This window comes from Xanthomarina sp. F1114 (genome assembly GCF_026410255.1).
GTDB lineage: Bacteria > Bacteroidota > Bacteroidia > Flavobacteriales > Flavobacteriaceae > Xanthomarina.
Genome location: NZ_JAPMLL010000008.1, coordinates 42,881 through 58,173, shown reverse-complemented (window position 1 = coordinate 58,173; position 15,293 = coordinate 42,881). Strand labels below are relative to the sequence as shown.

14 protein-coding genes are annotated in these 15,293 nt (G+C 35.8%); 8 read left to right on the top strand and 6 right to left on the bottom strand.

Translation table 11 applies throughout. The features are described 5' to 3' along the window. Window positions 1-12 precede the first annotated feature (12 nt). From rlmB to OS188_RS07895, 6 genes are all read right to left on the bottom strand, one after another. Window positions 13-747 carry a 23S rRNA (guanosine(2251)-2'-O)-methyltransferase RlmB gene (gene rlmB / locus OS188_RS07920; RefSeq protein ID WP_267148293.1) on the bottom strand — a complete coding sequence of 245 codons (735 nt, stop codon included), beginning with the start codon at window positions 745-747 and terminating at the stop codon, window positions 13-15. 67 nt (window positions 748-814) lie between these two features. After that, entirely contained in the window at window positions 815-1,696 is an 882-nt protein-coding gene (locus tag OS188_RS07915; protein ID WP_267148292.1) for a hypothetical protein, read from the bottom strand. A 24-nt stretch (window positions 1,697-1,720) separates the two neighbouring features. Next, a complete protein-coding gene (locus OS188_RS07910; protein ID WP_267148291.1) occupies window positions 1,721-2,548 on the bottom strand; it encodes a hypothetical protein in 828 nt (275 codons plus the stop codon). Window positions 2,549-2,566: 18 nt separating this feature from the next. After that, window positions 2,567-3,982, bottom strand: coding sequence for a SusD/RagB family nutrient-binding outer membrane lipoprotein (locus OS188_RS07905; RefSeq protein WP_267148290.1), 1,416 nt, complete (start codon window positions 3,980-3,982; stop codon window positions 2,567-2,569). Window positions 3,983-3,995: 13 nt separating this feature from the next. Further along, on the bottom strand, window positions 3,996-7,175 hold the full coding sequence (locus tag OS188_RS07900) for a SusC/RagA family TonB-linked outer membrane protein (protein ID WP_267148289.1): 3,180 nt from the start codon (window positions 7,173-7,175) through the stop codon (window positions 3,996-3,998). 120 nt (window positions 7,176-7,295) lie between these two features. Next, window positions 7,296-8,924 (bottom strand): POTRA domain-containing protein, encoded by a 1,629-nt coding sequence (locus tag OS188_RS07895; RefSeq protein ID WP_267148288.1) that lies wholly within the window; start codon window positions 8,922-8,924, stop codon window positions 7,296-7,298. Window positions 8,925-9,341: 417 nt separating this feature from the next. On the opposite strand from OS188_RS07895, the gene rpsL reads away from it, so the two are divergent. From rpsL to rplB, 8 genes are all read left to right on the top strand, one after another. Next, window positions 9,342-9,716: a 30S ribosomal protein S12 gene (gene rpsL / locus OS188_RS07890; RefSeq protein WP_109308662.1), complete on the top strand. Its 375-nt coding sequence runs from the start codon at window positions 9,342-9,344 to the stop codon at window positions 9,714-9,716. Between the two features lie 24 nt (window positions 9,717-9,740). Beyond that, a complete protein-coding gene (gene rpsG, locus OS188_RS07885; protein ID WP_267148287.1) occupies window positions 9,741-10,217 on the top strand; it encodes a 30S ribosomal protein S7 in 477 nt (158 codons plus the stop codon). Between the two features lie 3 nt (window positions 10,218-10,220). Continuing rightward, complete coding sequence (gene fusA, locus OS188_RS07880; protein WP_267148286.1) at window positions 10,221-12,347, top strand: elongation factor G; 2,127 nt, start codon at window positions 10,221-10,223, stop codon at window positions 12,345-12,347. 11 nt (window positions 12,348-12,358) lie between these two features. Further along, entirely contained in the window at window positions 12,359-12,664 is a 306-nt protein-coding gene (rpsJ, locus tag OS188_RS07875; RefSeq protein ID WP_100610637.1) for a 30S ribosomal protein S10, read from the top strand. A gap of 246 nt (window positions 12,665-12,910) precedes the next feature. Next, window positions 12,911-13,525: a 50S ribosomal protein L3 gene (rplC, locus tag OS188_RS07870; RefSeq protein WP_267148285.1), complete on the top strand. Its 615-nt coding sequence runs from the start codon at window positions 12,911-12,913 to the stop codon at window positions 13,523-13,525. Then, the gene (rplD, locus tag OS188_RS07865; RefSeq protein WP_267148284.1) at window positions 13,525-14,154 is read left to right on the top strand and encodes a 50S ribosomal protein L4; all 630 of its coding nucleotides are present in this window, start codon (window positions 13,525-13,527) and stop codon (window positions 14,152-14,154) included. Before rplC ends, rplD begins: the two co-directional genes overlap by 1 nt. Before the next feature lie 7 nt (window positions 14,155-14,161). Then, on the top strand, window positions 14,162-14,452 hold the full coding sequence (gene rplW / locus OS188_RS07860) for a 50S ribosomal protein L23 (RefSeq protein WP_267148283.1): 291 nt from the start codon (window positions 14,162-14,164) through the stop codon (window positions 14,450-14,452). A gap of 10 nt (window positions 14,453-14,462) precedes the next feature. Continuing rightward, a complete protein-coding gene (gene rplB / locus OS188_RS07855; RefSeq protein ID WP_267148282.1) occupies window positions 14,463-15,287 on the top strand; it encodes a 50S ribosomal protein L2 in 825 nt (274 codons plus the stop codon). Window positions 15,288-15,293 lie beyond the last annotated feature (6 nt).

Below are 15,293 nucleotides of genomic sequence, written 5' to 3'. Positions count from 1 at the left end.
ACAATTCTTATATTAGCGTCTTTGTCTAAGTACTTCGTAGAGCATAACGCCACAGGCCACAGAAACGTTTAAAGATTCTATGTCTCCTAAGAGAGGAAGCTTTGCCTTATCGTCCACTAATTTCAATACAGATGGATTGATACCTCGGCCTTCCGAGCCCATAATAATAGCACAAGGTTCAGTAAAGGACACATCGTAAATGGTATTTTCGGTTTTTTCGGTTGCTGCTATCACTTTTATTCCAGAGGCTTGTAAATAGAACATAGCATCTTTAATATGGTCTACTTTACAAAGAGGGACTTTAAATACGGCCCCTGCACTTGTTTTTATAGTATCTCCATTAACGGGAGCGCCACCTTTTTTCTGAATAATAATACCATGAACACCAGTACATTCTGCTGTTCTAATGATGGCTCCAAAATTTCTAACATCGCTTATTTGATCTAAGAGTAGAAACAAGGGAGTCTGTCCAGATTCAATAACATTTAGAACTAAATCTTCAATATCATGGAAACTTACCGGCGAGATTTGAGCAATAGCACCTTGATGGTTTTTATCCGTTAACCTATTTAGTTTTTCAACAGGAACATAGGAACTAGAAATATTTTTCTTTCGAACCAAAGTATCTAGTTCGTTGTATAAATCGCCATGTAAGCCTTTTTGAAGAAAAACTTTCTCTATAGTTTCCCCAGAATTTATTGCTTCAATTATGGCTCGTAATCCAAATATTTGTGTGCTCTTTTCCATGTGTCAAAGGTATAAAAAAAAACCACCTCGGAAGAGGTGGTTTTTAGTTATTATTATAACATGTTATCTATTCCCAAGGAGTAACTGTGTAGTTATATCCTCCAGATACGGTTACAGTTGCAATTGGAATAACGTCTCCAGCAAGTGTATCAGTATTTAAGACTTCATTAACGAAGCTTCCTCCAGAGAAACCACATTGATCGTAGCTAACTGAGATAGGCATTGGTACATTTAAACCTTCTGCACTAAATGGACTGCTGTAAACTTCAGCAAGGATAATATAATCACCATCAGGTAATCCTCCAAATCCTCCTGCTTCCGGACAAGATGCAGTTCCTGCAATGTATCCTAAAGCATTTCCATTAGCATCCGCTAGTACGAAATCTAAATCTGACTCACAGAAATCGATAGTTACCTCAGATGGCACATCAGAAGTGTAAGTGTACTCTCCAGACCAATCAAATTCAAATTCAATAACGTCATTTACATAGTCATTTTCAATTGAAATATCCATAGAAAATGGAGTTACATTCGCATTAGTAGTAGGACTAACATTAGCAATAGTTAATGTTTCGTCTCCTTCTACACCACTTTCACAATCTTGATAGATTGTTACCGAAGTAGATCCTGTTGTAGTTCCTGCTTTAATTTCAATAGGACCATTGATGCTATAGTCGCCAGAACCTGCTGTTCCTCCAGTTTGTTCAAGGTAAATATATAGATTTGCCATCACTGGTTCAGGAATTGAAGCCGAAACGGCTATCACATGTCCTGTGTCTGGGTCTATCGCGCTCTCATCAACAACCACATTTGTACTTGCAGTGGTTAATGTCACGGTTGGACTCGTATAGTTTATCATACTCGCACCTGTAACATCATCTTCGCTACAAGAGTAGAACAATACAGTGGTTGTAAGAATTATACTTAGCGTTTTAAATATGTTTTTCATTTTATCTGTTTTTTTAAATTAAAATTATGGTACTGGTACATAAGTACTTGTTCCTTCGTATGAGGCTGCATCAAGATAAGCTGTAAAGGTAAAACTTCCATCAGCATTAACAATTCCATGCCCAGGAGCACCTGAGTATCCATTGTCCTCTAAGTCACCACCGTCATAAGTTAATACACCACATACGTCAATCATATAAAAACCGATACATATGTCTGGTACAAAATTATAATCAGACATACTAGATACAAAATATCTACCTGGGGATACTTCTGTTACGGTAGCCAGGTTATCTGCATTACAAGCAGCAGGAACAGCAGGGTTGTAATAAAGTCCTGCTAAATTAGATGAGCAGTTTACAACCATACTGTAATTACCCATACCTGTACTATAGTAGTATACGTTTCCATCGGTTGTAAACACCTTTGTTCTTAATAATAGTACTCCACCAATTCTTAAATCATCTTCAACAACACCTGTTCCAGATAATAAATCTGTTAAGTTATCTATTTCTAGGTTAAAAGGTAAAGTGGTGCTTTCTCCAGCAACAGCTTCTTCTCCTCCGTTGTATGACTTTACAATTTGAATTTTAGAAATATTATCCATACTTCCGTTAACCGAACTAACAGTCATATTTAAATAGGCATTTGTTATTTCCACAAGAGCGTCATCTAAATCTACTCCTGGCTCAGGCTGTCCCAATATAGAACTATTAGGGGTTGCACTAACTGATACTAAGGCACCTGCTGTATTTGCATCATTTAAAACTTCTGCCTGATCATCGGTGTCACAAGAAAATATGGATACCATCAAAGCCAGAATCATGATTTTTGTAAAATATTTAGTTTTCATTTTTTTTATTTTTTTTTATTAATTTCTGTCCCAATCAAGTTTTGTAGTCAATGCATCCGCACCTTGGTTTGCTATTGCAGCATTAAGGTTAGCAGAATTTAAAGACTGCTCACTAGTAGGGTAAGTATATCTAGTTGGTACACTATTTACACCTGGTTGAGGATCTACGGCAGGAGTTAACACAGGAATATCTGTTCTTCTCCATTCGTTCCACGCCTCAGAACCTTGCATAAATGTAGATACCCATAACTGCTCAGCAATTGATTGGTAGCCTAGGTATGCGGGAGTATATGAACCAGCTGGTAAACCGTTAATTGCTAAAGAAGCATCAACACCAGCTTGGAAATATGCTGCTGGACTTCCTCCAATATAACCTTCAAAAGCTGCTTCAGCTAATAATAGGTTTATTTGTGCTGCAGATAAAATATACTGTGGTGCATCTGCCGCTAAATAAGCGTCACCAACTTCAGAAACAGTTCCTGGAGCAAATCCAGCCTGTCCTGGGTTAATATAACCGGCTGGCTTACCACGATACGTACCATCATCCAATGGGTTAGCATAAACTGCTAATCTTGGGTCACCTTCTGCAACCATAAAATCAACTAGTGCTTCTCCCATACACCATTCTCCTTGTCTTCCCGTTAGTACAATATTGTAAAAAGGGTTTGTGTTAGGAGAGTTTTCAGTTTGGTAAGAGATAAACGCGTCGTCTGCTTGGTTTGTAATTAAGTTTCCTGAATTAGCTAAAGTTTGTAATACACTTGCATCAAACTGAGGCGTATCAGAAATTCTCATCATAGCTCTAAACTTAACTGAAGCAGCTAATTTTTTCCATTTAGCAACATTACCACCATAGATTAAATCTTGACTCGCAGAAATAGAACCATTACCACTTAATAAAGTATTCGCATTAGTTAACATGCCCAAAATCTGCGTATAAGCTGAAGCTTGAGTATCGTAAGCAGGGAATGGATTTGCACCACCTTGGTTAGCTTCAGATACTGGAATATCTCCATAAAAATCAGCTAAGGTTTGGAATGCAATTGCTTGCAAAGTTAAAGAAACTCCTTGTACAACTTGATTATCTGCTTCTCCAGCTAAGTCATACATGTCTTGTGCTTCGTTAATTACACTGGCATATAAATTTACCCAAGTACGGTCTATTACACCAATTCTAGGGAAATATCTGTCTGCATCGTTATAAACAGGCTTAGATAAATGTTGTACCCAAGCATCTGAAGCTTCTCCAGCTAAAAAGTAATCATTGAGGGTATTAACCAATGTTCTTTGTATATACCCCAATTCCAAATCCACATTAATTTGTGTTGGATTGTTCGGGTCTTTATTAATTTCATCGAAATCTTTATCACAACTTGTTAGTCCGAGAACTAAGAATAAAGATAACAACAAAGAAATTTTATTATATTTTTTCATCTTTTTCTTTTTATTAAAATTTAACATTTACGCTGAAACCTATATTTCTTGCTGAAGGCGTTTGAGCGTACTCTAAACCTTGTTGCCCTGTACCTGTACCAAAACCTGTTTCAGGATCGATATGAGGTGCATTTTTATATAGAACAGCTAAGTTTCTTACGTTCACACCTAAATCAATTGATTCGATTGCTATGTTATTGAATAGTTTAGATGGAATTGTATACCCGATAGAAAGTTCTCTCCATTTAACAAAAGACGCATCGAATACAGAAGACTCAGCTACGTTTTGGCTAAATGCTGAAGAGTAATAAGCTTGTGCTGTTTGAACAACGTTGTTTTGTACATATCCACCGTTTCCGTCAGACATAACACCATTTCCAATAACACCAGTTTCTCTTCCAGGTATAGTTTCTTCTAAAACCCCAGCTAACATACCCCAAGTGTTTGTTTGAGAATAAACTTCTCCTCCACTCTTAACATCAAATAAAGTTCTAAATCTAAATCCTTTGTAAGACGCATTAAGAGCTAAACCTCCAACCCAGTCGGCTTGAGAGTTTCCAAGTACTTTATATTCACTAGCAATAACAGGTAAACCGTTGTCGTAGATAATTGCGCCACTCTCAGAACGTGCAAAAGCTGGTCCGTAGATAGCACCAATTGGATAACCATTTCTAGCTTGAGTGTTTACGTTCCATAAACCTCCATCAGATAAATTAACAGCGTCTCCAGCAATATTGCTAACCATGTTATCGTTTTTACCAAAGTTAATATCTAATCCAAAGTTAAAGCCATCAGCTTCTGCACTTCTAATAATATCAGCACCTAATACTAACTCAATACCCTTGTTAGAAATGGTTGCTGCGTTATCCCATACGTTAGTATATCCGGACGCTGCGGAAACATCAACAGGTAAAATTACATCTGTTGCTTCTTTGTCGTAGTAAGAAAAGTCTAAACGTAATCTGTTTTGGAAAAATCTGGCATCAATACCAATCTCAAATTCAGTTTCTTGTTGTGGCTTAATGTCAGCATTCCATAAAACTGCACCTAATAAAGCTGTTGGATCTGCACCATTTAATGGAGAGTTACTTAAAGAATAAGTTGGAGATACGTTGTATGGACCTAATGGACCTGCACTACCTGTTTGTGCCCATGCACCTCTTAATTTTAAGAAAGAAACTGTGTTTTTGTCTAAATTAAACATATCACTTACAACTAAACTTAAAGATACAGCTGGGTAAAAGAAACTATTGTTGTCTTTTGGAAGTACCGACGCCCAGTCATTACGTCCACTAAAGTCTAAATATACGTAGTTCTTATAGCTTAATTGTCCAGTTCCAAATAAACTGTTAATGGCTCTTTTAGACGACGACTGTTGAATAATTGGAGCTCCAGCAGAGTTAGATAAATTAAATAATTTGTCTAAAACCAATTGTTCTGCAGTACCTGCCATCAATCTATAGTTTTGTCTCATTACGTTACCACCAAAACTTAAGTTTAAACCAAAGTCTTCACTAGATCCTAGTTTTGTGTTATACGCTAAGATAGCCTGTGTGTTTACCTCGTAGTTGTTTCTGTTAACAACTTGATAGAATCCATTACGGTTATCAGCTGTTCCAAAAGAACGTTGAGTTTCTCTTTGGTCATCAAAGTAGTCAATACCTGTAGAACCAGAGATGCTTAATTTATCAGAGATTTCATAACCTAAGTTAATAGATCCTACCCATCTGTTTCTTTCCCATGGGTGTAAGTTATTATCTAATGCCCAGAAAGGGTTATTGTTAAAACTTAAGTTCCAGTTTAATGGTGTATAGATACCAGGTACGTTAGTTTCGATCATTGGAAGGTTTTTCCAATCTCTTAAGGCACTCCAATCAACTTGTCTTGCACCCCATACTAATTGTCCAATTTGGTTATCTGGATCTCCATATCCAACAGCGTTTCTGTTTTCAGAAGAACTCTTAACATACATAGCAGAAACTCCTGCAGACCATCTTTCTCCTAAATCGAAGTTTACGTTACCAGAAATATTGTATTTCTTTAAATCTGTATTGTAAACAATCCCTTCAGCATCAGTTAATCCCATAGATACTCTATAAGAAGCTTTATCTGTAGAACCGTTTAAGGATAAGGTGTTACTTGTTGATAATCCCGTGTTGTAGAAATCGTTCTTAACACTATCTGGGTTAGATACCCATGGTAATGCTTGTGGATTGTCTGGATTGTCAATTAAAGATTGGAATTGAACAAAGTTAAAACCAGCATCTAAAGCAGGTCCCCAACTCTCGTCTGTTCCACCATCTCCAGAAGCAGCACCACCGTCATATCCAAAACCATCTTTAAACTCAAAGTATGATTGGTTTAAACCTTGACCATAAGAGTTTTGATAGTTAGGGAAGATATAAGGGTTAGAGAAACTTACATTACTCGATAGAGTAATACCTAAAGCTTCACCTTGTTTTCCAGTCTTAGTTGTAATTACAATTACCCCGTTAGTACCTCTCATCCCGTAAAGAGATGTAGCAGCACCACCTTTAAGAACGTTTAAGGTCTCAATATCTTCAGGGTTAATGTCTGCAAGACCGTTAGGTACATCTGTACCAGTGTTTGCACCAAAAGTAGAGTTGTTCATTACTACACCATCTACTACAATAAGAGGTTGTGAGTTTCCGAAAATAGTAGAAACCCCTCTAATAGTAATACGTGTAGATGCACCAACATCTCCAGAAGATTTACTAATGTTTACACCAGCTACTTTACCTGATAAAGCGTCAACGACGTTTGTTACAGGAACTTCGTTTAAATCGTCAGATTTCAGGTTTTGAGCAGAATACCCAATACTTCTTTCTTCCTTTTTAATACCAAGAGCTGTAACAACAACTTCATCAATTGCAGTAACATCCGGTGTCATACTAAAGCTAATTCTGCTAGCAGCGCCAACAGTCATCTCTTTAGATGTGTACCCAACGAATGAGTAAGATAAGACATCTCCAGTACTAGCAACGATGGAGTAATTACCATCAAAATCTGTCTGAGTACCATTTGTCGTACCTTTTACAATAATATTAACTCCAGGAAGAGGTAACCCGTTTTCATCGGACACAGTTCCTGAAATTGTTTTTTCCTGTGCAAACGTAAATTGCACAACAAACGCTAGGAATAGCGTTAAAATTCCACTAAACTTTGTTTTCATTTTATATTTTATTTGAATTAGTCTACGCCAAAAATCATAATAAAAAGTTAATTAAACAATATTTAAGGGTTAAAATTTTGATTTTTTTTAAAAATGACGGCATTTTACGTTAAAATCATCCTAAAAATAGGCTGTTAAGCTCAGGTGTACTTGAGAATTTGAGAATTTAAAGCTTTGAGCCTCCGTTTTGCCATTTGCAAAATTAAATTTTAGTAGGCCAGCTTTGGTAGTTAGGCCAAATCCGAAGCCAAAACTATAGAGCTTTTCCTTCTGTTCTACTAGCTTATTTTCTAAGTAGGCAAAATCTATAATGGTATGTGCGTATAAACTGTTGTTAAATACATATCTGTATTCCGTGTTAAAAACCCCGAATAACGTGGCGGAAAGGCTGTTTTCTTCAAATCCTCTTATGGAGTTAATGCCACCAAATCGAGCCAATTCGTTTTCAAAATAAGTGTCCGAAAAAAGACTATAACCTTGAACTCTTAAATAAATATGGTTCTTTTGGTTGAGACTAAAGATGTTAAAGGCGTCTAAATTAAATTGATACTGTTTGGTGCTGGTTTTGTTAAAGTCTCTTTTTCCCGTTTCTAATTGGAGGTCGAATAGGGTTTTTACGTTAAAAAGAAGTTGGTTTTTTTGCCTTTTTAAATATTGGTACCTCAAATTGTAAAATACAGTTTTATAATCCTGAATATTAGGATTTCTGTTAATAGAGTCCAATAAATTGTTCGACTGAATGGATCTGATACCCGCAAATAACTTATTTTTAGGATTTAATTGATAGAAAATTTTAGCATTTTGATCGGCCGTAGAATAAGAGGAGTCTCTTTTTAAAAGCCGTAATTCTAATTCTGCACCAATTGGAGTTCCAAAAAGGTAAGGTAAGTTTAACTGGACATGAAAGGTCTTTTGTTCGTTTTCATCACTTTTATAAACCAAACTAAGCGACTCTCCATAATTAAGGTTATTGTTTAATTCTAAATTAAGATACCCACTAAATTCTAATTTGCTGGTTTCTTCATTTGTACCAAAACCTATAAAACCATCAAAATTATTGCTTTTTACTTTTTCTAAAAATAAATACAAGTTTGTAGAGTCTTTTGTAAATAAAACTTCTGGATCTTTTAATTGACTGGCAAATGGGAGTTGGTTTAAATTAGTGACTTGTTTTTTAATTTCTGTTAAATTGAAAAGCTGGTTCTCTTTTATTTTTAGAAAATATTTTAAATAAGATTTCGGGAATTTTTCATAACCTTTAATTATAATCTTATCAATATGTCTTTTTTCTACTTTTTCTGAAGTCATCAGTTTGGCCTGGATGTCATTTGAAGTTTTATTTAAAATAATATTAGATAGCTTGAGTTGATGGAATGGGTCTCCAAGTTCTGATAGTTTTAAATTTATATAAGTCAGACTTTTTTCAGTATCCTTCAAAGGAATTATAAAATAATCATCATAGACCTGCTTGGAAATTTTTGTAAGTATATTTTTTGAAACCAGTTTCGCATCATAAAATATTTTTAGGCTGTGGTATTTTTTGTATAAATAAAAGGTCGCTGTTATTAAAGAATCTGTTTTCTCTGTATTTTCTAGTTTGTGTTCTATATAACCCAGTTGGTCTAACTTATTTTTAAAAGAAGCGAGTTCTGTGTTTAAAGAGTTGAAATCCTTAAACCGTTTTTTGTATTTAATAGAATCTATAACTTGGGTTTCTATACTATCTTTCCCTTGTAATTTTAAGTACAATTCTTGCCCATATGCCTGTTTAGAAAAAAGGACAAATAAGATGTTTAATATGGTAAAGAAAAGGAATGGTTTTTTTAACACCGTGTTTAAAACTGTTAGATTTGTAAAACTAAGCTAAAAAGTAATTTTGACATATCTTCTAAAGAAATATTTTTTAGCATATATAGAATTTCGATAGGGTATTAATTTTTACGACTTATTTTTGAAAATTATAACGAGTTATCCTTGTTTTTATTGGGTTTTTAACACCAGTATATATGGTGTTAGTTTCTAACTTTATAAAAATGAAGGAGGAACTATGAAAAAAAAATAGCATAATAATTGAAAATTAATCTCTTAAGATTTGAAAAATTAAAATAAAATTCTACCTTTGCACCCCTCTAATAAGAGGTATTTGTAAAATATTATAGAAAATATATGCCAACAATTTCACAATTAGTAAGAAAAGGAAGAACCAAAATAACCAAGAAGAGTAAATCGGTTGCTTTAGATTCTTGTCCTCAAAGACGTGGAGTTTGTACTCGTGTTTACACTACAACACCAAAAAAACCTAACTCAGCAATGCGTAAAGTAGCGAGAGTAAGGTTAACAAATGGTAAAGAAGTAAACGCTTACATTCCAGGAGAAGGACACAATCTACAAGAGCACTCGATAGTATTGGTTAGAGGTGGAAGGGTAAAAGATTTACCGGGAGTTAGATATCACATCGTTCGTGGTGCCTTAGACACAGCAGGTGTTGCAGGTAGAACACAACGTAGATCTAAATACGGAGCTAAACGCCCTAAGAGTTAATTTAAGAAAACTTAAGAAGAAGACATGAGAAAAAAAGCAGCAAAAAAGAGACCGCTTTTACCAGATCCACGATTTAATGATCAATTAGTTACACGTTTTGTGAACATGATGATGTGGGACGGTAAGAAGTCAGTAGCTTTTAAAGTATTCTACGATGCTATTGATATTGTAGAAGAAAAGAAAACAGACGAAGAGAAGACAGCTTTAGAATTATGGAAAGATGCTTTATCTAATGTGATGCCTCACGTAGAAGTACGTAGCCGTCGTGTTGGAGGTGCTACCTTCCAGATTCCAATGCAGATTCGTCCAGATAGAAAAGTATCAACAGCCATGAAATGGCTTATTGGTTATGCGCGTAAAAGAAACGAAAAATCTATGGCTCAACGTTTGGCCTCTGAAATTTTAGCAGCAGCTAAAGAAGAAGGAGCAGCAGTTAAGAAACGCGTAGATACTCATAAAATGGCAGAAGCTAACAAAGCATTCTCACACTTTAGATTTTAACAGATGGCAAGAGATTTAAAATTAACAAGAAATATTGGAATTGCAGCTCATATTGATGCTGGTAAAACAACTACAACTGAGCGAATTCTTTTTTATACAGGAGTAAATCATAAAATGGGTGAAACCCACCAGGGTTCATCTACAATGGACTGGATGGAGCAAGAAGCAGAAAGAGGTATTACCATTACTTCGGCTGCAACAACTTGCGACTGGACGTTTCCAATGGAAAACGCGAAGCCAACAGCAGATGCTCAAGATTATCACTTTAATATTATTGACACCCCAGGTCACGTAGATTTTACCGTAGAGGTAAACCGTTCGTTACGTGTACTTGATGGTTTGGTTTTCTTATTTAGTGCAGTAGATGGTGTAGAGCCACAATCTGAAACTAACTGGAGACTAGCAGATAACTATAAAGTTCCAAGAATTGGTTTCGTTAATAAAATGGACCGTCAAGGATCTGACTTTTTAGGTGTTTGTCAACAAGTAAAAGATATGTTGAAATCTAACGCTGTACCAATTGTTTTAAATATTGGTGAAGAAGACGATTTTAAAGGTATTGTAGATTTAGTAAAAAACAGAGCAATTGTATGGCACGATGAGAACTACGGTTCTACATTTGATGTGGTAGATATTCCTGAAGATATGAAAGACGAAGTACGTAAGTACCGTGCTTTATTAATCGAGGAAGTTGCTGGTTATGATGAAGACTTACTAGAAAAATTCATGGAAGATGAAAATTCTATTACAGAAGAAGAAGTGCATAATGCACTTAGAGCTGCTGTAATGGATATGGCTATCATTCCTATGGTATGTGGATCATCGTTCAAAAATAAAGGGGTACAATTCTTATTAGATGCTGTATGTCGTTACTTACCTTCTCCAATGGATAGAGAAAGTGTTGTGGGTACAAACCCAGACACAGGTGCAGAAGAGAGACGTAAGCCAAGTGTAAAGGAGCCTTTTGCTGCCTTAGCATTTAAAATTGCTACAGATCCTTTTGTGGGGCGTTTAGCATTTTTCCGTGCTTATTCAGGACGTTTAGATGCAGGATCATACATCCTTAATAACCGTTCAGGTAAAAAAGAACGTATTTCTCGTATCTATCAAATGCACTCTAATAAACAAATTGCTTTAGATTTTATTGAAGCAGGAGATATTGGAGCAGCAGTTGGATTTAAAGATATTAAGACTGGAGATACCATGTCTGACGAGAAACATCCTATTGTTTTAGAATCTATGGACTTCCCAGATCCAGTAATTGGTATTGCTGTGGAGCCAAAAACTAAGGCAGATGTGGATAAGTTAGGAATGGCTTTATCTAAATTATCTGAAGAAGATCCAACCTTTACTGCAAGAACAGACGAAGCTTCAGGACAGACTATTATTTCTGGAATGGGTGAGCTTCACTTAGATATTATTGTTGACCGTTTACGTCGCGAATTTAAAGTAGAAGTAAACCAAGGTCAACCACAAGTAGAATACAAAGAAGCTATTACACAAGCTGCAGATCATAGAGAAGTTTATAAGAAACAATCTGGTGGTCGTGGTAAGTTTGCTGATATTGTATTTACAATTGAACCAGCTGATGAAGGTGTAACTGGACTTCAGTTTGAATCTATAATTAAAGGTGGTAACGTTCCTAAAGAATTTATCCCTTCAATTGAAAAAGGATTCAAAATGGCAATGGTAAACGGTCCATTAGCAGGTTACGAAGTAGACTCTATGAAAGTAACATTGAAAGATGGTTCTTATCATGATGTCGATTCAGATCAACTATCATTCGAATTGGCTGCTAAGCTTGGATTTAAGAATTCGGCAAAAGCTGCTAAGGCTGTAATTATGGAACCTATCATGAAACTAGAGGTAATTACTCCAGAAGAAAATATGGGTGATATAGTAGGAGATTTAAACCGTCGTAGAGGACAAGTAAACGATATGGGAGATAGAGCTGGAGCAAAAACTGTAAAAGCAACTGTGCCATTATCTGAAATGTTTGGATATGTAACAACATTAAGAACATTGTCTTCAGGACGTGCAACATCAACAATGGAATTTTCACACTATGCTGAAACTCCTTCAAGTATTTCTGAAGAAGTAATTAAAGCAGCTAAAGGCGTAGAAGCTTAAAATTTAAGAAAATGAGTCAAAAAATCAGAATAAAATTAAAGTCTTACGATCACAACCTAGTGGACAAGTCTGCTGATAAGATTGTAAAAACAGTAAAAAGTACTGGAGCTGTTGTAACTGGACCAATCCCTTTACCAACTCACAAGAAAATTTTCACTGTATTACGTTCACCGCACGTTAACAAGAAAGCGAGAGAACAATTTCAATTAAGCTCTTACAAGAGATTATTAGATATCTACTCGTCTTCTTCTAAAACAATTGACGCTCTAATGAAATTAGAGTTGCCAAGTGGTGTAGAGGTAGAGATCAAGGTTTAAGTAGCTACCTGCGAGTCTCGATAGCTATCGGGAAGATATCTCAAATTGAATTTCCTTCGATAAAGAGATCGCTGATTTCGCGAGTATAAACATGTCCTTAACGATTGGTTAAGGAAAAACGGATAAATACATTTCAAGGCTGAAAGTATTTTCGGCCTTGAATATTTTTGAGATGAGTCGCGAATCATCCATAAAAAAATAAGCAGGACAAATCGCGAGTTGTCCATAATATAATAAATAACAATTATGTCTGGGTTAATAGGAAAAAAAATCGGTATGACCAGCATTTTCGATGAGAATGGAAAAAATGTTCCATGTACAGTAATCGAAGCTGGACCATGTATCGTTACCCAAGTCAGAACTGAAGAGGTTGATGGCTATAAAGCTGTTCAACTTGGTTTCGATGACGCGACAGAAAAAAGTGCTACTAAGGCAGACCTAGGTCACGCTAAAAAAGCAGGAACTTCTGTTAAACGCAAAATCGCTGAATTCAAAGGTTTTGATGAGGAGTACAAATTAGGTGATGCCATCTCTGTAGACTTCTTTAGTGAAGGAGAATTTGTAGATGTGTCTGGGGTTTCTAAAGGAAAAGGGTTCCAAGGGGTTGTAAAACGTCACGGATTCGCTGGTTCTGAAAGAACACACGGTCAACAAAGTATGGGGAGAGCTCCAGGTTCTGTTGGTGCTGCTTCATATCCTGCAAGAGTATTTAAAGGAATGAAGATGGGTGGCCGCATGGGAACCGATAAAGTAAAAGTTGAAAATTTAAGAGTTTTAAAGGTAGTTCCAGAAAAGAACTTACTTGTGGTTAAAGGTTGTGTACCTGGTCATAAAAATTCTTATGTAATTATTCAGAAATAATGAAAGTAGCAGTTTTAGATATAAACGGAAAAGAAACAGGAAGAAAGGCAGACCTTTCGGATGCTGTTTTTGCTATTGAGCCTAATAACCACGCTGTATATTTGGATGTTAAACAATATTTAGCTAACCAAAGACAAGGAACTCACAAATCGAAAGAAAGAGCTGAGATTTCTGGTAGTACGCGTAAAATTAAAAAACAAAAGGGTACAGGTACAGCAAGAGCTGGATCTATTAAGTCTGGTGTTTTTAAAGGTGGTGGACGTATTTTTGGTCCTAGACCAAGAAACTATAGCTTTAAATTAAATAAAAACTTAAAGCGTTTAGCTAGAAAATCGGCCTTGAGTATTAAAGCAAATGAGAAGTCAATAGTAGTTTTAGAAGATTTCAATTTTGAATCTCCAAAGACTAAAAACTTTATGGCAGTTTTAACTGCTTTAAAGCTAGACAATAAAAAATCTCTCTTTGTGTTGGGTGGGTCAAATAATAATGTATATTTGTCCTCACGCAATTTAAAAGGCTCTGAAGTTATAAATAGTTCAGAATTAAGCACTTACAAGATTTTAAATGCAAATCAAATTGTGCTTTTAGAGAGCTCTTTAGAAGGAATTGAATCGAATTTAAGTAAATAAGAAACAGATGAATATCTTAATTAAACCTATTATCACAGAAAAAGCGACTGCAGATAGCGAGTTAAGAAACTGCTATACTTTCGCGGTGAATACCAAGGCGAACAAGGTAGAAATTAAAAAAGCAGTAGAAGCTGCTTATGGAGTTTCTGTTGAAAAAGTTCGTACTATAAATGTCCGTCCAGATAGAAAAACCAAGTTTACAAAAACTGGGGTTCAACATGGTAAAACAAATGCAGTTAAAAAAGCAATTGTACAACTGGCGGAAGGTGAAATGATTGATTTATACACTAACATGTAATTAAAGACAAATGTCAGTAAGAAAATTAAAACCAACCACACCAGGACAGCGATTTAGAGTAGTTAATAGGTATGACGCTATAACTACTGATAAGCCGGAAAAGAGTTTACTCGTTCCGAATAAAAGATCTGGTGGTAGAAACAGTCAAGGAAAAATGACCATGCGCTATATTGGTGGAGGTCATAAGAAAAAGTATCGTATTATCGATTTTAAACGTAACAAAACTGGAATTCCAGCGGAAGTTAAATCTATCGAATACGATCCAAACAGAACAGCTTTTATTGCTTTATTGAATTATCAAGATGGCGAAAAAGCATACATTATTGCACCAAACGGTTTACAAGTAGGTCAAACAGTTGTCTCTGGAGACGATGTTGCTACTGAAATTGGTAACGCTATGCCATTAGGTAAAATCCCTTTAGGAACTATTATCTCTTGTGTAGAGTTGCGTCCAGGTCAAGGAGCTGTTATGGCTCGTAGTGCTGGAACCTTTGCTCAATTAATGGCAAGAGATGGAAAATTTGCTTCTATCAAATTACCATCGGGTGAGACACGTTTAGTGTTAACAACATGTATGGCTACAATAGGAGTTGTGTCTAACTCAGATCATCAATTGTTAGTATCTGGTAAAGCAGGTAGAACAAGATGGTTAGGAAGAAGACCAAGAGTAAGACCAGTAGTTATGAACCCGGTAGATCATCCAATGGGTGGTGGAGAAGGTAAGTCATCTGGTGGTCATCCACGTTCTAGAAATGGTGTACCTGCTAAAGGTTATAGAACCCGTTCTAAAACAAAGGCGAGTAATAAATATATTGTAGAACGTAGAAAGAAATAATAAGTC